The organism is Roseovarius tolerans (assembly GCF_900109855.1).
GTDB classification, from domain to species: domain Bacteria; phylum Pseudomonadota; class Alphaproteobacteria; order Rhodobacterales; family Rhodobacteraceae; genus Roseovarius; species Roseovarius tolerans.
Map to the genome: position 1 here is coordinate 17,710 of NZ_FOBO01000001.1, position 17,104 is coordinate 34,813.

The 17,104-nt window shown below is 64.8% G+C and carries 18 protein-coding genes; 9 read left to right on the top strand and 9 right to left on the bottom strand.

Annotated features, from left to right (window positions below; translation table 11 throughout):
• Nucleotides 1–3: 3 nt before the first annotated feature.
• From BMX04_RS00090 to BMX04_RS00100, 3 genes are all read right to left on the bottom strand, one after another.
• Nucleotides 4–834, bottom strand: a complete 831-nt coding sequence (locus BMX04_RS00090) for an arginyltransferase (protein WP_074783993.1) — start codon at nt 832–834, stop codon at nt 4–6.
• A 77-nt stretch (nt 835–911) separates the two neighbouring features.
• Nucleotides 912–1,361 carry an RDD family protein gene (locus tag BMX04_RS00095; RefSeq protein WP_050663535.1) on the bottom strand — a complete coding sequence of 150 codons (450 nt, stop codon included), beginning with the start codon at nt 1,359–1,361 and terminating at the stop codon, nt 912–914.
• A gap of 66 nt (nt 1,362–1,427) precedes the next feature.
• Nucleotides 1,428–1,895, bottom strand: a complete 468-nt coding sequence (locus BMX04_RS00100; protein ID WP_074783996.1) for a YbaK/EbsC family protein — start codon at nt 1,893–1,895, stop codon at nt 1,428–1,430.
• 79 nt (nt 1,896–1,974) lie between these two features.
• Here BMX04_RS00100 and BMX04_RS00105 point away from each other — a divergent pair, with 79 nt between their 5' ends.
• The 5 genes from BMX04_RS00105 to BMX04_RS00125 all read left to right on the top strand — a co-directional run bounded on the left by BMX04_RS00105 (nt 1,975) and on the right by BMX04_RS00125 (nt 7,583).
• Complete coding sequence (locus tag BMX04_RS00105) at nt 1,975–4,761, top strand: [protein-PII] uridylyltransferase family protein (RefSeq protein WP_074783999.1); 2,787 nt, start codon at nt 1,975–1,977, stop codon at nt 4,759–4,761.
• Between the two features lie 9 nt (nt 4,762–4,770).
• Nucleotides 4,771–5,043: a hypothetical protein gene (locus BMX04_RS00110; protein ID WP_074784672.1), complete on the top strand. Its 273-nt coding sequence runs from the start codon at nt 4,771–4,773 to the stop codon at nt 5,041–5,043.
• Nucleotides 5,044–5,171: 128 nt separating this feature from the next.
• A complete protein-coding gene (locus tag BMX04_RS00115) occupies nt 5,172–5,807 on the top strand; it encodes a DUF6778 family protein (protein ID WP_050663538.1) in 636 nt (211 codons plus the stop codon).
• Between the two features lie 37 nt (nt 5,808–5,844).
• Nucleotides 5,845–7,041 carry an RSP_2647 family RNA methyltransferase gene (locus BMX04_RS00120; RefSeq protein WP_074784001.1) on the top strand — a complete coding sequence of 399 codons (1,197 nt, stop codon included), beginning with the start codon at nt 5,845–5,847 and terminating at the stop codon, nt 7,039–7,041.
• Entirely contained in the window at nt 7,038–7,583 is a 546-nt protein-coding gene (locus tag BMX04_RS00125) for an RSP_2648 family PIN domain-containing protein (RefSeq protein WP_074784004.1), read from the top strand. Before BMX04_RS00120 ends, BMX04_RS00125 begins: the two co-directional genes overlap by 4 nt.
• A 273-nt stretch (nt 7,584–7,856) precedes the next feature.
• On the opposite strand, the gene BMX04_RS00130 is transcribed toward BMX04_RS00125, so the two are convergent.
• The 4 genes from BMX04_RS00130 to BMX04_RS00140 all read right to left on the bottom strand — a co-directional run bounded on the left by BMX04_RS00130 (nt 7,857) and on the right by BMX04_RS00140 (nt 11,708).
• Nucleotides 7,857–9,041 carry a vWA domain-containing protein gene (locus BMX04_RS00130; RefSeq protein ID WP_074784007.1) on the bottom strand — a complete coding sequence of 395 codons (1,185 nt, stop codon included), beginning with the start codon at nt 9,039–9,041 and terminating at the stop codon, nt 7,857–7,859.
• Nucleotides 9,042–9,047: 6 nt separating this feature from the next.
• Entirely contained in the window at nt 9,048–9,215 is a 168-nt protein-coding gene (locus tag BMX04_RS19270) for a hypothetical protein (protein WP_050663419.1), read from the bottom strand.
• Nucleotides 9,216–9,218: 3 nt separating this feature from the next.
• On the bottom strand, nt 9,219–10,592 hold the full coding sequence (locus tag BMX04_RS00135; RefSeq protein WP_074784010.1) for a DUF2927 domain-containing protein: 1,374 nt from the start codon (nt 10,590–10,592) through the stop codon (nt 9,219–9,221).
• Nucleotides 10,593–10,868: 276 nt separating this feature from the next.
• The gene (locus BMX04_RS00140; RefSeq protein ID WP_074784013.1) at nt 10,869–11,708 is read right to left on the bottom strand and encodes an AAA family ATPase; all 840 of its coding nucleotides are present in this window, start codon (nt 11,706–11,708) and stop codon (nt 10,869–10,871) included.
• 159 nt (nt 11,709–11,867) lie between these two features.
• Between BMX04_RS00140 and dksA the strand changes: the two genes are divergently transcribed.
• Together dksA and BMX04_RS00150 are read left to right on the top strand one after the other, a co-directional pair.
• On the top strand, nt 11,868–12,323 hold the full coding sequence (gene dksA, locus BMX04_RS00145) for an RNA polymerase-binding protein DksA (RefSeq protein WP_074784016.1): 456 nt from the start codon (nt 11,868–11,870) through the stop codon (nt 12,321–12,323).
• An 85-nt stretch (nt 12,324–12,408) separates the two neighbouring features.
• Complete coding sequence (locus BMX04_RS00150; protein ID WP_074784019.1) at nt 12,409–13,578, top strand: FAD-dependent oxidoreductase; 1,170 nt, start codon at nt 12,409–12,411, stop codon at nt 13,576–13,578.
• Nucleotides 13,579–13,594: 16 nt separating this feature from the next.
• Here BMX04_RS00150 and xth read toward each other — a convergent pair whose 3' ends face one another.
• Nucleotides 13,595–14,377 carry an exodeoxyribonuclease III gene (xth, locus tag BMX04_RS00155; protein ID WP_074784022.1) on the bottom strand — a complete coding sequence of 261 codons (783 nt, stop codon included), beginning with the start codon at nt 14,375–14,377 and terminating at the stop codon, nt 13,595–13,597.
• Nucleotides 14,378–14,656: 279 nt separating this feature from the next.
• Here xth and BMX04_RS00160 point away from each other — a divergent pair, with 279 nt between their 5' ends.
• On the top strand, nt 14,657–15,502 hold the full coding sequence (locus tag BMX04_RS00160; protein ID WP_139194454.1) for a Hint domain-containing protein: 846 nt from the start codon (nt 14,657–14,659) through the stop codon (nt 15,500–15,502).
• 2 nt (nt 15,503–15,504) lie between these two features.
• Here BMX04_RS00160 and erpA read toward each other — a convergent pair whose 3' ends face one another.
• On the bottom strand, nt 15,505–15,828 hold the full coding sequence (erpA, locus tag BMX04_RS00165; RefSeq protein WP_050663425.1) for an iron-sulfur cluster insertion protein ErpA: 324 nt from the start codon (nt 15,826–15,828) through the stop codon (nt 15,505–15,507).
• 103 nt (nt 15,829–15,931) lie between these two features.
• Between erpA and BMX04_RS00170 the strand changes: the two genes are divergently transcribed.
• Nucleotides 15,932–17,101, top strand: a complete 1,170-nt coding sequence (locus tag BMX04_RS00170; protein WP_074784028.1) for a deoxyguanosinetriphosphate triphosphohydrolase — start codon at nt 15,932–15,934, stop codon at nt 17,099–17,101.
• Nucleotides 17,102–17,104 lie beyond the last annotated feature (3 nt).

Consider the following 17,104-nt stretch of genomic DNA (forward strand, 5'->3'; position numbering starts at 1 on the left):
GGCTCAGCGACCGGTGCGGCGGGTCGGCCCGCCATCTGGCAGGGCGATATTCGCCACCTGTTCCGAAATCGGATCATTGACCAGCGGGTGGGCCTGGGCGCGAAACGCGTCGGGGTCGTGCATCTTGCGCCAGGTATCGCCTACATAGACCTCAAGACCGGAAAACGCGGCCTTGTAGCCCATCTTGGGGCTGCCGGGCACCCAGTAGCCGAGATAGACATACGGCAGACCATTCTCGCGCGCGATGTCGATATGGTCGAGTATGATATAGGTGCCAAGAGACGCCTTGGGTTGGTTCGGCTCGTAAAACGAATAGACCATGCTCACCCCGTCATCGAGAATATCGGTGAGGCAGACGGCAGTCAGGCCGTCGCTCTCGGGGTCGGTATATTCCACGACACGCGTGCGGATCGGGGTCTCTTCGATCATCGCGGCGAACTCGAACGTGTCCATGTCGGCCATGCCGCCAGTGGCGTGGCGGCTCTCGAGATAGCGGCGGAAGAGGTCGTATTGATCCTCGGTCGCCCAGGGCGAGGTCGCCCGGCGCTTGAGATGCGCATTGCGGCGCGCGGTGCGCTTCTGGCTCTTGGAGGCGGTGAACTCGGCCACGTTGATTCGTGCCGAGAGACAGGCCGCGCAATCGGCGCAGGATGGGCGGCAAAGCACGTTCTGCGACCGGCGAAACCCTTGTTTCGACAGCCCGTCATTGAGGCGCTGCGCGCCCTCGCCCTGCAGGGCCGTGAACAGCTTGCGCTCCATCCGGCCCGGCAGGTAGGGGCAGGGCTGCGGTGCCGTCACATAGAACTGGGGCGCTATGGGAAGCGTGTGTCGCATGGGAGTGTTCCGCGTTGTCCTAGGACCGGACGATAACAACCATCACCGCCCTCGCCAAGAGGCTTGTCACGCCTCTGTCACATCGCGGCGCGGCGGTTAACGGCGACGCTGCCCAGAACCAGATCGCTCAGACCCTGACCGCGCGGCCCGGTGAGCATCAAGACGATGGAAATGACCTGCAGGATCGGTAACCCAAAGGAAATCGTCAGCCCCAGCGTATGCGCGAAGGCCAGCCCAAGATCGAAGCGCTGGCCGTCGGACGCGCGAAACTCGATCGCCATCAGGCGCATACCCCATGTGGCCGAGCCGCGCGCGATGGTCACGACCCGGTAGGCAAAGCCCACCACCGCCATCAGCACCGGAAAGAAGAACAGGCCGGTGAAGGCGGTGAAGGGCACGATCAGCAGGCAGATCAAGATGATCAGGATGGTATCCACGATAAAGGCGACGAGTCGTTTTGACGCCACGTCGGCATAGAACTCCGGTTGCCGCTCCGGGTCGGGCAGGTGCCAGGTGATATCGCTCATGCGGGGGCCAATCGGGTCTGGGTCATCGCCCTTTAGGATGGGCATGGGCGGAGCATTTGCAAGGGGTCAGGCGGTGAAACCCGCCTCTTGCGCGCCCGCCATTTCCATCAGGCGCCGGGGGGCGATGCCGAATAGATGCCGGGGCGTGCCCGCCGCCGCCCAGACCTCGGCGAAGGTCAAGAGATGCGGATCGAAGAACGCGCGCGGTCGCGTCAGGTGCCCCACCGGCGACACGCCGCCAATGGCAAAGCCGGTCTGCGCCCGGATCAGCGCGGCATCGGCCTTGCCAAGCGTCTCACCCGCCACCGCACTGGCGCGGGCATCGTCCACCCGGTTGGCCCCTGAGGTGACGAAGAGGATCGCCGTGCCGCTCTGCTGCCCGCGAAACATGATCGACTTGGCGATCTGCGCGATATCGCAGCCGACCAGATCGGCTGCCATTTGCGCGGTGGTGGCGTTGCCGATCTCGATGGGTGCGATCTCGAGCCCGGCCTCCTGCAGGGCACGGGTCACGCGGGCGAGGCTCTTGCTCATGGCGTTTCTCCGGTTTTTTCCTCTTATTTCAACTCTGTCAGCCATTGACCAGACCCGCCCGCCTTGTATCACTCGTGCCATGACATTCACTGACCGCCTGACCCGCCTGCCGCGACCCTTTGACCCCGCAGAGGGAGAGGAGGCGCGTGCCGCGCTGCCCGACCTCACTGGTCCGCTGTCGGATCTGCTGGCCGGGGCGGGGGGGTGCAGCCCGTTCCTGAAATCGCTCATTCTTCAGGAAGCCGGGTGGCTGCGTGACGCTCTGGATGCGCCTGAGGCAGCGCTGGAGACGCTATTTGCGGGGTTGAAGGACGTGCCACCGGACCGTCTTGGCCCGGCCCTGCGCGAGGCCAAGCGGCGCGTGGCGCTGCTCACCGGGCTTGCCGATCTGGCGGGCGTCTGGCCGCTGGAGGAGGTAACCGGCCGCCTGACGGATTTTGCTGATCTGGCCTGCGATCTGGCGCTGAAATCCTCGATCGGTGCGGAAATCCGGCGCGGCAAGCTGCCGGGGATGAGTGAGAAAGACATCGCCACTGGTGCCGGAATGGTGGTGCTCGCGATGGGCAAGATGGGCGCGCATGAGCTCAATTACAGCTCTGATGTCGACCTGATCTGCCTGTTCGACGAAACCCGGTTCGAGCGCGACGATTTCCACGAGGCGCGCGCCAGTTTTGTCCGCGCCACGCGCAAGATGTCGGCGCTGCTGAGCGACCGCACCGCCGAGGGCTATGTGTTTCGCACCGATCTGCGGCTGCGCCCGGATTCGGGCGTCACGCCGGTCTGCATGGCGATGGCCGCCGCCGAGACCTATTACGAGAGCCTGGGCCGCACATGGGAGCGCGCGGCCTATATCAAGGCGCGGGCCTGTGCGGGCGATATCGCGGCCGGTGACCGGTTTCTCGCGACGCTGACCCCGTTTGTCTGGCGTAAGCATCTTGATTTTGCGGCCATAGAGGACGCCCATAACATGCGCCTCGCGATCCGCGAGCATAAGGGGCTGGGCGGGCATCTCTGCCTTGAGGGGCACAATATGAAACTGGGGCGCGGCGGCATCCGCGAGATCGAGTTCTTCACCCAGACCCGGCAGTTGATCGCGGGCGGGCGTGATACCGATCTGCGGGTGCGCGGCACGGTGCCGGGGCTGGCGCGGCTGGCGGAAAAGGGCTGGATTCCCGAGAGCGCGGCCGAGACGCTGACCCGTCATTACCGCTTTCACCGCGAGGTCGAGCACCGGGTTCAGATGCTGCGCGATGCGCAGACGCATCTTTTGCCCAACTCGGCCGAGGAATTCGACCGGCTCGCCGCCTTCATGGGACGTGACACGGGGGATCTGCGCGCTGATCTAGAGGCGCGGCTGACCGAGGTGCATGATCTGATCGAGGGCTTCTTCGCGCAGGATACCGGGGCCGAGGAGTGCCCCGTGCCGGACACGCTCGACGGTGATGTGATCGCCCGCTGGCCCAGTTATCCGGCGCTGCGTTCCGCCCGGGCGGTGGAGATTTTCAACCGGCTCAAGCCCGATATCCTTGCGCGCCTTGCCCGCACCACCGAGCCGAACGAGGCACTGCTGGCCTTTGACGGGTTCCTGTCGGGTCTGCCTGCGGGGGTGCAGGTGTTTTCGCTCTTCGAGGCCAATCCGCAACTGATTGACCTGCTTGTCGATATCGTCGGCACGGCCCCGGTGCTGGCGCAGTATCTGTCGCGCAATGCGGGGGTGTTCGACGCGGTGATCGCCGGGGATTTCTTTGCGGATTGGCCGGGCCGTGCGGCGCTGGAAGAGGAATTGGCGGCACGGCTGGCGCGAGAGGCGGATTACGAGCGCGCCCTCGATGCCACGCGCCGCTGGCACAAGGAATGGCATTTCCGTATCGGCGTGCATCACCTGCGCGGCCTGATCGACGCGGATCAGGCGGGGCAGCAATATGCCGACTTGGCCGGGGCGGTGATAAGCGCGGTCTGGCCAAGGGTGATTGATCAGTTCAGTGAGAAACATGGCCGCCCGCCTGGCCGTGGCGCGGTCGTGGTGGGCATGGGCTCGCTTGGGGCAGAGCGGCTCAACGCCGGTTCCGATCTCGACCTGATCGTGATCTATGACACGGGTGAGGCGGAGGGCTCCGACGGTCGGCGTCCGCTGGCGTCGCGGCCCTATTACGCGCGGCTGACGCAGGCGATGATCACCGCCCTGACCGCACGGATGGCTGAGGGGCGGCTCTACGAGGTGGACATGCGGCTGCGCCCCTCTGGCAATCAGGGGCCTGTCGCGACAAGCTGGCCGTCCTTTGAGAATTACCAGCAGAACGAGGCGTGGACATGGGAGCATCTGGCGCTGACACGGGCGCGGGTGATCACCGGTGATGCAGGGCTTGCGGCGGATGTAGAGACATTCCGGTCGAGCCTCATCGCCGAGAAATCCGCCCCCGCGCCCGCGCTTGCATCGGTCAAGGAAATGCGCGCAAGGGTGGCCGAGGCCAAGCCGTCCGACGGACCCTGGGATGCCAAGCTGGGGCCGGGTCGCCTGCTCGATCTGGAACTTGTTGCGCAGGCCGGGAACCTGATGGCGGGGCAGGCGGCGCGCGATGTGGCGTCGGGCTTTGCGGGCGGTGTCGCAATCGGCTGGTTGAGTGACGCCGACAGCGCAGCGCTCACCCGTGCCTATGCGCTTTGTTGGCGTGTGCAGATGGTGTCTCGGCTGATCAGCGACAAGACGCTTGCGCCTGACCGTATCGGCGAGGGCGGTGCGGCGTTTTTGCTGCGCGAGACCTCGGAGGAGACGCTGAGCATGCTTGAAGAGCGCCTGAACATGGCCTGCACGGCGGCGGCAGAGGTGATCGACGCCCACCTTGATCGCATCCCGGGGGAGGGCTGAGCCATGGCCATGCAGCGCGATCCGCTGGATCCCAAGGGGCTTATCCGCGAGGCGTACCGCATCGACGGGATCGGGCCGGGGGAATGCCGCTCGATCTTTCTCGACTGGGCGCTGTCGCAGCCGCAGGAGGGCAGCCCGCAGGTGGCGATTGCCGCGCTGATCGAGCAATATGCGCCCGACAATCCCGATCATCCGATGACGCAGGTGCTGCGCGAGGGGATGGAGAAATCGGGCCCCGCGCGCCGTCGCGGCGGCTGGCGATCGCGCCCGCGCGACTTGTGAAAAGGGGCTTTGGACGTCCCATCCGCCTTGGGAATGCACGGAAAATGCGCTGAGTTCGTCTAAAATGCGCCTCAATTCGGGGTCACCTTCAGGTTGCAACCATAACAGGCAACGCCCTGGAAGACATCATGATCACATTTCGTCTCGCCGCCGCACTGGTTCTGGGGTTTGGCCTGTCGGCCTGTGCCAGCGTCGATACCGCCACCCGCAACGCCCCGCTGGACAGCGCGATCACCCAATCGGTGCCGGTCTCGCTGGACATTCAGGATGTTCGCGTGACGGTGCCGAAATCGCTGAAGGCGTCCGAGGCGAACCGCTATTACCCCGGTGGTGACATCGTGTGGCGCGAGGACCCCCCCGGCGACCGTCACGCGCAGGTCAAGGCGATCTTCGAGACTGCCCTGCAAACCGGCGTGTCGCAGATGCCCAAGGGGTCTGTGCCCGCGATCCTCGATGTCAGGGTCACGCGGTTTCACGCGCTGAGCGAAAAGGCGCGCTATACCATCGGCGGCGTACATGCGGTGCAATTCGAATACGTCCTGCGCAACCCCGCCACTGGCGAAGCCTATGGCGCACCGAAACGGGTCAAGGCCGATTTCAAGGCGTTTGGCGGGCAGGCGGCGATTGATGCCGAGCGGCAGGGGATCACGCAGAAGGTGCGTATCTCCGAGCAGCTTTCCAACGTGATCCGGTCCGAACTGCGCCAGCCGCAGGGCGATCATGCCGAGGCGCTCGGCCTCATGGGCGCGCTCAATCAAATCTGATCTTTCCTGGGCTGGGGAAACGGCGTAAGGGGGCGGCATGACACCGCCCCCTTATCCCGTGATCCGCCTGAAACCCAAGACAGAGGCGCGCGCCATTCGCCATGGCGCGCCCTGGGTGTTCGACAATGAACTCGTCACCGACCGGCGCACGCGGGCGCTGTCGCCGGGCAGCATCGCCGTGCTCGAGGATGCCGAGCGCGCGCCGCTTGGCCTCGTGGCGGTCAATTCCGCCTCGCGCATCATGGCCCGCATGCTGGATCGTGATGTCGGCGCGCGGATCGACAAGGCGTGGCTTACGGCGCGTCTGGCGCGCGCGCAGGCGTTGCGGGCCCGGCTGTTCGAGGCGCCGTTTTACCGGCTCGTCCATGCCGAGGCGGACGGTCTGCCTGGTGTCGTGATCGACCGGTTCGACGACATCGCCGTGATCCAGCCCAATGCGGCCTGGGCCGATGTTCTGCTGCCCGAGATCGCGGCGGCGCTGCAAGAGGTGACAGGCGTCTCGACGGTGTTCAAGAACGCCTCGGGCCGGGCGCGGGGGCTGGAAGGGCTTGACGATCTGAGCGGGGTTCTGGTCGGACATGCGCCCGAGGGGCCGGTGCCGGTGCCGATGAATGGTGCCACTTACATGGCGGATCTTATGGGCGGGCAGAAGACCGGTATTTTCTATGATCAACGCCCCAATCACGCGTTTGCCGCGCGGCTGGCCAAAGACGCGCGCGTGCTCGATGTGTTTGCCCATGTGGGCGGTTTCGCCCTAGCCGCTTTGGCGGGGGGCGCGGAGCGTGCATTGGCGGTGGATGGCTCTGCCCCGGCGCTCGATCTGGCGCGCGAGGGCGCGGCACGGATGGGGGTCGAGGCCCGCTTTGACACCCGTCGCGGCGACGCGTTCGAGGTGATGGAGGCGCTGATCGACGAGGGCGCGGAATTCGATCTGGTGATCTGTGATCCGCCCGCCTTTGCCCCCTCCAAACCTGCGCTTGAAAAGGGCTTGCGTGCCTATGAGCGGGTCGCACGGCTGGCGGCGGGGTTGGTCGCTCCGGGCGGGTATCTGGGGCTTTGCTCCTGCTCGCATGCCGCTGATCTGGCGCGCTTTCGTACGGCCTGCACACGTGGCATCGGGCGCGCCGGGCGTGCGGGCGCGCTCATTCATACCGGGTTTGCCGGGCCGGATCATCCGCTGCATCCGCAGCTGGCGGAATCGGGGTATCTCAAGGCGCTCTTTTACGGGCTATGAAGGTCCTGCTGGATACCTGCGTGATCTATCCCACGGTGATGCGCGAGATGATCCTGGGTGTGGCCGGGGCAGGGGCCTTCACCCCGCTCTGGTCCGAGCGGATCATCGGCGAGTGGCTGCACGCGGCGGCAAAACTGGGGCCGGATGCGCAGGCGCAGGCGGCGGGAGAGGCCGCGCTGATGGCGGCGCGGTGGCCTAAGGCAGACGTCGCTTATGCGCCCTCGCTCGAAGCCCGGCTGTGGCTGCCTGACCCCGCCGATGCCCATGTTCTGGCCGCAGCGATCGCGGGGTCTGCCGACGGCATCCTTACCCTGAACGCACGTGACTTTCCGCGCAACATCCTGGCCGAGGAGGGGCTGTGGCGGGCTGATCCCGACGGGTTCCTGCATGGCATCTGGCAGGCACAGCCGGGGCTGGTCGCGGAGGTGGCGGCGGGCGTTCTGGCAGAGGCACGGCGGCTGTCGCAGGGGGATTGGGAAATGCGTCCGCTGTTGAAGAAGGCGCGGCTGCCGCGACTGGCCAAGGCGCTCTCGGGAGGGTGATCTGGCTGGGGGCTGGGGTGGTCTGGCTTGGAGCGGACATAAGAGCCAACCGCGCGAAACGCACCGAAGGTGCCGCGCGATCGCCGGGCCGTCCCGCGGCCTGGCGATTTGGTCGGGCGCACAACGTGTTGAGTTTAGAATGACTTGGCTGGGATAAAGTACCCGCCACGGCCGTTGCATCGCCAGTCCCCGGCCCTGCGATCACGCGGCACCTTCTGGCGGGGTGCTATGTCCGCTCCAGGCCATAATCCACCCCGTCCTTCGAATGCGATATCAGCGCAGCAACGCCTTCATCCCCTGATCCAGCCCTTCAAGCGTCATCGGCACCATGCGGTCGTCGAAGAGTTCGCGGATCATGCCGATGGAATGGGTATAGTCCCATTCGCGGCGCGGCACCGGGTTGATCCACAGGTGATCGGGCCATTGCGCGCGGGCGCGGTCCAGCCAGACCTGTCCGGCTTCTGCGTTCCAGTGCTCGTTGGCACCGCCCGGATAGGCGATCTCATAGGGGCTCATGCTGGCATCGCCCACGAAGATACACTTGTAATCGGGCCCGTAGGTGTTGAGCACTTCCCAGGTCGGCGTTTGCGCGTTCCAGCGGCGTGCATTGTCGCGCCAGACCCCGTCGTAGAGGCAATTGTGGAAGTAATAGTATTCGAGATGCTTGAACTCGGCGCGCGCGGCTGAAAACAGCTCCTCCACCACCTTGATATGCGGATCCATGGAGCCGCCCACGTCGAGAAACAACAGCACCTTGACGGCGTTGCGCCGCTCGGGCCGGGTTTTCACGTCGAGATAGCCATGTTCGGCTGTCGCGCGGATCGTGCCGTCGAGGTCCAGTTCATCATGTGCCCCGTCGCGCGCCCACCGGCGCAGGCGCTTGAGCGCGACCTTGATGTTGCGCGTGCCGAGTTCCACGCTGTCGTCGAGGTTGCGGAATTCGCGTTTGTCCCAGACCTTGACGGCGCGGCGATGGCGGGACTCATCCTGACCGATGCGCACGCCCTCGGGGTTGTAGCCGTAGGCACCGAAAGGCGACGTGCCGGCGGTGCCGATCCATTTCGAGCCACCCTGATGGCGGCCTTCCTGTTCCTTGAGCCGTTCTTTCAGCGTCTCCATCAGCTTGTCAAACCCGCCAAGCGCCTCGATTTCGGCCTTCTGCTCGGGGCTGAGATGCTTTTCGGCCATCTTTTCCAGCCAGTCGGCGGGCAGGTCGACGGTGTCGAGCACATCCTGCATCGTGATGCTGTCCAGCCCGGAGAAACTGGCGGCGAAGGCCCGGTCAAAACGGTCGATAAGCCGCTCGTCCTTCACCATCGCGCTGCGCGCGAGGTAATAGAACCCCTCGACATCGTAGATCACCAGATTGGCGCGCATTGCCTCGAGGAAGGTGAGGAATTCGCGCAGGGACACGGGCAGGCCCGCTTTCCGGAGTTGTTCGAAAAACGGCAGAAACATCGCGGCTTACATCGCGCTGCGATGGATGATCAGTGTCGTGAACAGCCCGGCAAGGCCGAAGACCAGACCGTAGACAAAGGCATAGAGCAGAATATCCGCGAGTTTTCCCTTGCGGCTATAGGCCACGGCAGCGCCACCGATGGCCCCGAGAACTGCGCCTGTGATTACAATCATCGCTTACCCGTTCGGTCCCTTGAGCGGGCTGAGCGCGCCAACTTCCCGCAGTTTCGCGCGCACCGCCCAATCCGCCCCATAGCCGTAGCGCGCCCAGCCCAGACTGTCCAGCCTGACGCTGCGCGCCTCGGCGACGCGTCCGGTCAGTTCGAGCGCCTCGGCGCGCAGCATCTGCAATGTTGCAAGAAGGGCGGCATTCTCAAATCGCTCTGCCGTGCCGAGATGCGGGCCGATCAGCATCAGAGCATCCTCGCCCCGGCCCTGCGCGATCGCGTAGCTGGCCAGCTGTGCGGCGGTAAAGGCGCGGTGCAACTCGGTGCCGGGGGTGCGCTGATAGAACTGATCGGCGGCGGCGAACTGATCCTGCGCGAAATCGGGGTCTCTGGCCTGGGTCAGCCGTCCGAGCGCGAAATGACTGAACGCGCGCCGGTGATCGGCCCAGCCCACGGCCTGCGCGATGCGCAGCGCGTCCACTGCGGCCTCACGCCGTTGCGCGGGGCGTGCACCGGGGCCAAGCGCCGTCTGGATGGCGTCGATCCAGGCGCGTGGCGTCGAGCCGTAGAAACGCGGCCCGATCCGGTCGCCGCCCGGATTGAGCCGCGACAGGATCGCGGGCAGCCGTGCTTCGACTTCGCGGCGGGTCATACCGGCGCGCAATTCCGGTGAATAATAGGCGCGCAAGATCAGCATGTCGAAACCGGTCAGCACCGCGTGGACGTTGTCATCATTGAACACGCTGTCGTTCAGGCGGTAGAGATCGTTCAGCGGACCGAGCGCCTGTGCCAGTTCTTCGTGCAGGCAGTCGCGCACCTCCTGCGGGCTGGAATCGTTGGGCACGAAGATCGCGATCTTCTCGCGCCGGGTGATCCGCGTCCAGTCGGTGCTGCGGGCGTTGCGCGCGCTGCGATACTGGGTGATGCGCGAGATGTTGGGCACCACGAAACAGGCTGCCGTGGGCAGTTGCCGACGGATATCGTCGCGGCTCACGGCCTCGATGGTGATATTGGCACCCTCGTCGCTCACGCGGCGAATGTCGATCCCGGCCTCGGTGCGCAGGCGGTGGATCAGGCGGTTGAGATCGGCCATCAGCGAGATCGGCGGCTCGCCCGTCACGCGCAAGGTGACCGGTCCCTCGAAGCGCGAGAAGTGCTGGAGCATGCGCCCCGACTCCATCTGGAAGCTCAGATCGAGAAAATCGCGGATGATATCGCGGTTGGAGCGCTGTGGCGGCACCGGTCGGGGTGCGGAAAACGCCTTCATCGGGGGCATCGTGCTCTCTTGCGGGAGGGCGGCACGCGACGCGGGTTCGTTATAGGTATAATTGCCGGGCACGCAGGCCCCGAGCATCAGACAGATTGGCAGAATGACACGGCGCATCAGGCCCCCGAAACTAGTTATGCCAGTAAACGACCCGATGCCGGAATGGCGCAAGGTCGGACTACGGCGGGGCGAGGCAAAAAGAGACGCGGTTGCAACCGAAGCAAACCACGTCCGTCCCTTGCCGCATCCAGTGCCGGGTCCGGGGCAGAGTTGATGTACATCCTGTTCTGCGTAAGGAGCAATCAAGGCAAAATTGTGGCAATCGCCTCTCGCGCGAGTTGCGGGGCGGGCCGGTCTGTCTTTGGTGACGGATCGCGCCCGCATGACATCGCCTCAGCGCTGCCGCCGCGCCATGAAGGCGAGGCGTTCGAAGAGATGCACGTCCTGTTCGTTCTTGAGCAGGGCGCCGTGCAGTTTCGGCAGGGCGTCCGCGCCGTCACGGCGGAGATCCTCAGGGCTCAGATCCTCGGCCAGAAGCAGCTTGAGCCAGTCGAGCACCTCGGAGGTGGAGGGCTTTTTCTTGAGCCCGGGCTGATCGCGGATCTCGTAGAACTGGGTGAGCGCGGCGGTCAGCAAGGCCTCCTTAATGCCGGGGTGATGCACCTCGACGATCTTTTTCATCGTTTCGGCCTCGGGAAAGCGGATGTAGTGAAAGAAACAGCGCCGCAGGAAGGCGTCGGGCAGTTCTTTTTCGTTGTTCGAGGTGATGATGATCACCGGGCGATGACGCGCGCGGATCGTCTCGCCGGTCTCGTAGACATGGAATTCCATGCGGTCGAGTTCCTGAAGAAGGTCGTTGGGAAACTCGATATCGGCCTTGTCGATCTCGTCGATCAGCAGCACGACCTTTTCGCCCGCCTCAAACGCCTCCCAGAGCTTGCCCTGTCGGATGTAGTTGCGCACATCATGCACGCGCTCTTCGCCCAGTTGGCTGTCGCGCAACCGGCTTACGGCATCGTATTCGTAGAGGCCCTGTTGTGCGCGGGTGGTCGATTTGATGTTCCACTCGATCAGTCGCAACCCGAGCGCGTGCGCCACCTGTCGCGCCAGTTCAGTCTTGCCTGTGCCGGGCTCTCCCTTGACCAGCAAAGGACGCTCCAGCGTGACTGCGGCATTGACCGCGACGGTCAGGTCATCGGTGGCGACATAAGCGTCGGTGCCTTCGAATTTCATCGGTTTATCAATCCTTTTCGGGACCGCGCGCAGCGGTGTCGCGGCTAAACTAGTCCGTTCGACATTTCACATCAATGGCATGTGATTGGCTAGTGACAATCCGGGCGGTCAGGTGTAGATCAGCCCCCAATGGGGCACCCACTGTCTGAGGAGTAAACGATGCCAGACACTGGCCTTGATGAGGGGATCGAGATGAAAGCCGAAGTATTTCTGCCCGAGGATTATCAGCCTGCCGAGGACGAGCCGTTCATGAACGAACGCCAGCTCGAATATTTCCGTCGCAAGCTGATGAAGTGGCGTCTGGAGTTGCTGGAAGGCAGCCGTGAAACCATCGAAGGGTTGCAGGATGGCACCCGGGCCATTCCCGATGTGGCCGACCGCGCGAGTGAGGAAACCGACCGCGCACTCGAGTTGCGGACCCGTGACCGTCAGCGCAAGCTGGTCGCCAAGATCGACGCCGCACTGCGCCGGATCGACGAAGGGGAATACGGCTATTGTGAAAAGACCGGCGAGCCGATCAGCCTCAAGCGGCTGGACGCGCGCCCGATCGCCACGATGACGCTCGAGGCGCAGGAGCGCCATGAACGGCGTGAAAAGGTTCACCGCGACGACTGATGGCACGGTGACCGTGCGCGGGGACTTCTTGCAGATGATGCGCCGGAGATCACTCTCCGGCGCGTTTTGTCTTTGAAAGGCTAGGATGAAACTGGATACGCTCAAGGTATGCGTGATCGGCGCGGGGATTGGCGGGCTCGCCGTGGCGCGTGCGCTGGCCCTGCGCGGGGCGGATGTGAGCGTGCTCGAACAGGCCCCCGAGATATCGGAGGTCGGCGCCGGGCTGCAGATCAGCCCGAACGGATTTGCCGTGCTGCGCGCGCTTGGGCTGGATGCGGCACTGCAGGCGCGTGCGGTGCAGGCAGAGGCGGTCTGCCTGCGCGATTACCGTCGGGGTGAAGTGCTGCGGCTCGATCTCGGGGCGCTCGACAGCCGGGACTATTACTTTATCCACCGCGCCGATCTGATCGAGGTTCTGGCCGAGGGCGCGCGCGAGGCCGGGGCACGTATCCGTCTGCTGCAAAAGGTCTCCTCGGTCGAAGGCGGCGCACAGCCATGCGTACATCTGGCCAGCGGGGCGCGGACCGAGGCCGATTTGGTGATCGGGGCCGATGGCCTGCATTCGGTGGTGCGCCCGGTTCTGAATGGTGTCTCGACGCCGTTCTTCACGCGGCAGGTGGCGTGGCGCGCGACAGTGCCGAACCTGTGGGATCGCGGCCCCGAGGTGCAGGTGCATATGGGTCCGATGCGCCACGTGGTGAGCTATCCGTTGCGGGACGGCGTGCTGCTCAATCTCGTGGCGGTGCAGGAACGCGCCGCCTGGACCGCAGAAAGCTGGAGTCAGCGGGACGACCCAATGGCGCTGCGCGCGGCCTTCGGGGATTTCAGCGCCGATCTGCGGGCCATGCTCGACGCGGTCGAGGAGGTCCATCTGTGGGGCCTGTTCCGGCATCCGGTGGCGAAGGTCTGGCAGCGCGATGGTCTGGCGCTTTTGGGGGATGCGGCGCATCCCACCTTGCCGTTCATGGCGCAGGGCGCGTCGATGGCGCTCGAGGATGCGTGGGTGCTGGCCGATGCGCTGCGCGATGAGGCCACCCGCGAGGCCGCCCTGACGCGCTATCAGGCGCGCCGCGAGGGGCGTGCCGCGCGGGTTGTCGGGGCTGCCAGCCGCAACGCGTGGAAATATCACCTGTCCTTCCCGCCGCTGAGATGGGCCGCACACACCGCCCTGCGCGCCAGCGGCGCAGTCGTCCCCGACCGGATGATGCGCCAGTTCGACTGGCTATATGGGCATGATGTAACGCGCGCCGTCTAAGGCCATTGCGCGACGTTCAGGCGTCGAGGTCAACCCAGACGGGCACGTGATCGGATGGTTTTTCGCGCCCGCGCACGTCTTTTTCGATATGGCAGTCGGTCATCAGGTCCGCGGCTTGCGGGCTGAGCAGGAAATGGTCGATGCGGATGCCGTCGTTGCGGTTCCACGCCCCGGCCTGATAATCCCAGAAACTGTAATGCCCGGGGCCTTGGGTGCGGGCGCGGAATGCCTCGGTGAAGCCGAGGTTCAGGATGCGGCGAAAGGCGGCGCGGCTGTCGGGCAGGGCGAGCGCGTCCTCGTGCCAGGCCTCGGGGCGGGCGGCGTCCTCATCCTGCGGGATGATGTTGTAATCGCCGCCCATGAGCACCGGCTCTTCGGTGTCCAAAAGTGCTGCTGCGCGGGCGTGCAGCCGCTCCATCCAGGCCAGTTTATAGTCGTATTTCGGGCCCGGTGCAGGGTTGCCGTTGGGCAGGTACAGCCCGCAGAGCCGTAGAGCGTGGGTATCTCCCATCACCGTCGCTTCGATCCAGCGGGCCTGTTCGTCGGCGTCGTCGCCGGGCAGGCCGCGCGTGACGTCCTCGAGCGGGCGCTTGGACATGATCGCCACTCCGTTGAAGCCCTTTTGTCCGTGGGTTTCGACGTTATAGCCGCGCTCCTCGAACATCTCGCGCGGGAAATTATCGTCGACGGATTTGATTTCCTGCAACAGGGCCACATCAGGCGACGCGTCGTCGAGCCAATCGGTCAACGCCTGCAGGCGTGCCTTGATCCCGTTGATGTTGAAACTCGCGATCTTCATGGCGGATGTCCCCTCTCGGCAGGTTTTGCAGCTATCGCAGCGCGTTTGTGGGGTTGCAAGTGGTTTCAGAAACGCGCGCCGAGATGGGGTGCGTTCACAAAAAGGGCCGACGCCGTCCACATTTAAACCAAAAAACAATCTTATCGCTGGAGAGATAGCAAGATGTGCTGAACCAGAGCGAGCGAGTGTCACGTGGCTGTTTTCACGGATCAAACCATAGCTGGAAATTTTGACCCGGGCGTTCCGCCGGGCCTTCCGACAACGATCACCGTCGTCACGATGGAAATCAACGATGCGGACGATGATGGCTTGATCCGGCCCAATTCCGGCGATCAGATCAACGGCAGCAACGTTAATTCGGTCTGGGACGGAGATACCGTCACGATAAACGGGGTGACGATCACCGGGGTGACGTTCTACACGGATGACGGGGCTCGCTATTTCACCCCTTCCGATGGCTCGGTCTTGCCGGATGGTGGAACGGCAACGGCCACCACCTTCGTCACGCAGAACACGCAGTTTCCGGTGGGCAGTTTCGGGCCCCCGTGTTTCGTCGCCGGGTCGCGGATCGCGGTGCCCGGCGGGTTTGTCCCGGTCGAGGGGTTGCGCATCGGGGATCTTGTGGAGACGCTGGATCATGGGGCGCAACCGATCCGCTGGATCGGGCAGCGCACGGTGCCGGGGCGCGGTGCCTTTGCCCCGATCCGGTTCGCGCCAAGGGCGCTTGGGGATCACGGGGCGCTTCTGGTCTCGCCGCAACACCGTATCCTGCTCGATGACTGGCGCGCGGCGTTCTACCTTGGGGAGGACGAGGCGCTTTGCCCGGCGCATATGCTGGTCAACGGCGACACCATCCACCGTGCGCCCTGTGCGCAGGTGACTTATGTGCATTTCATGTTCGATGCGCATGAAATCGTCATGGCCGAGGGATTGGCGAGCGAGAGTTTCCTGTTCGGCGATTATCTTTGCAAGGAAACCAGTGCGTTACGCGCCGAAATTATCGCGCTTTTCCCCGAGTTCGGGGGGCAGGGCCCGCAGATGAGCGCCGCGCGGCGCACGCTGCGGGCGCATGAGGCGCGATTGCTGCGCGACGGGGCTACGCCGCGCGACACCTGCGCCGCCTGACCCTACATCGAGAACGAGGTGCCACAGCCGCAGGACGAGCTTGCATTGGGGTTCTCGATCACGAAGCGTGCGCCGATCAGCTCTTCGCTAAAGTCGATCGTCGCCCCGGCGAGGAAGGGCAGCGAGACGCTGTCGACCACGACTTTCTGGCCCTGACCCTCGAGCACCATGTCGTCCTCGGCGGGCTGGTCGAGCTTGATGTCGTACTGGAACCCCGAGCAGCCGCCGCCTTCGACGGCGACGCGCAGGGCCTGATTCTGTTCGCCTGCTCCGATCTCTGCCAGACGGGCAAAGGCGCGCGGGGTCACAGTGGGGGGCATTTGCATGGCGCATCTCCGGGGATTGTCGTGTGCTGCATAACGTCGGTTTCACGTCGGTATTCGATCTGTAATATAGAGGTCGAGGCAACAGGCGACAAGGACATGCAGAATGACGGCTCCTTATGCCACCGATCCGGCGCGCAGCCGGGGCCGCCGCGTGCCCGAAGAGGAAAGCGCGTTCCGTTCGCCGTTTCAGCGCGACCGCGACCGGATCATCCATTCGAGCGCCTTTCGCCGATTGAAGCACAAGACGCAGGTCTTCGTCGCCCATGAGGGGGATTACTACCGCACCCGGCTGACCCATTCGATCGAGGTGGCGCAGGTGGCGCGCACGATCTCGGGGGCGCTTGGCCTCAATGCGGAACTGACCGAGGCGGTGGCGTTAGCGCATGATCTGGGACACACCCCGTTTGGCCATGCGGGCGAGGACACGCTGGCGGCCTTGATGGCCCCCTATGGCGGGTTCGATCACAACGCGCAGGCGCTGCGGATCGTGACCTTGCTGGAACGGCACTACGCCGCCTTCGACGGGCTGAACCTGACATGGGAGACGCTGGAGGGCATTGCCAAGCATAACGGCCCGGTCGCTGGTCCGCTGCCCTATGCGCTGGCCGATTACAACGCGGAGCACGATCTGGAGCTTGCCACCCATTCCGGGGCCGAGGCGCAGGTCGCGGCGCTGTCGGATGACATAGCCTACAACAACCACGACCTGCATGACGGGCTGCGCGCGGGTCTGTTCACCGATGACGAGATCGCCGCATTGCCCATCGTCGGCGATTGCTTTGCCGAGGTGGACCGGCTTTATCCCCGGCTCGATCCGAAACGCCGCAAGCATGAGGCGTTGCGCCGGGTGTTCGGGGTGATGGTGGGCGACGTGATCAGCGGCTCGCGCGCCACGCTGGCGGAGATGCAGCCCGCATCCGTCGAGGAAGTGCGCCATCTGGGTGTGCCGGTGATCCGGTTCTCGCCTGCGCTCTGGACGGATCTGCAGGCGATCCGCCGGTTTCTCTACACCCGCATGTATCGCGCGCCGAAAGTGAACGAGATGCGCGCCATGGTGCATCGCGTGGTCAGCGACCTGTTCCCGTTTTACCTCGATGCGCCCGAACATCTGCCCGAGGAATGGCGCAGCGACGTGGCGCAGGCCGCTGACCGTACCGCACTGGCGCGGCTGGTGAGCGATTACATCGCCGGGATGACCGACCGTTTCGCGTTGCAGAGCCATGCGCGGCTGATCGACGGTGACCCCGACCCGGCGACACCCGAAGGAGTATGAGCG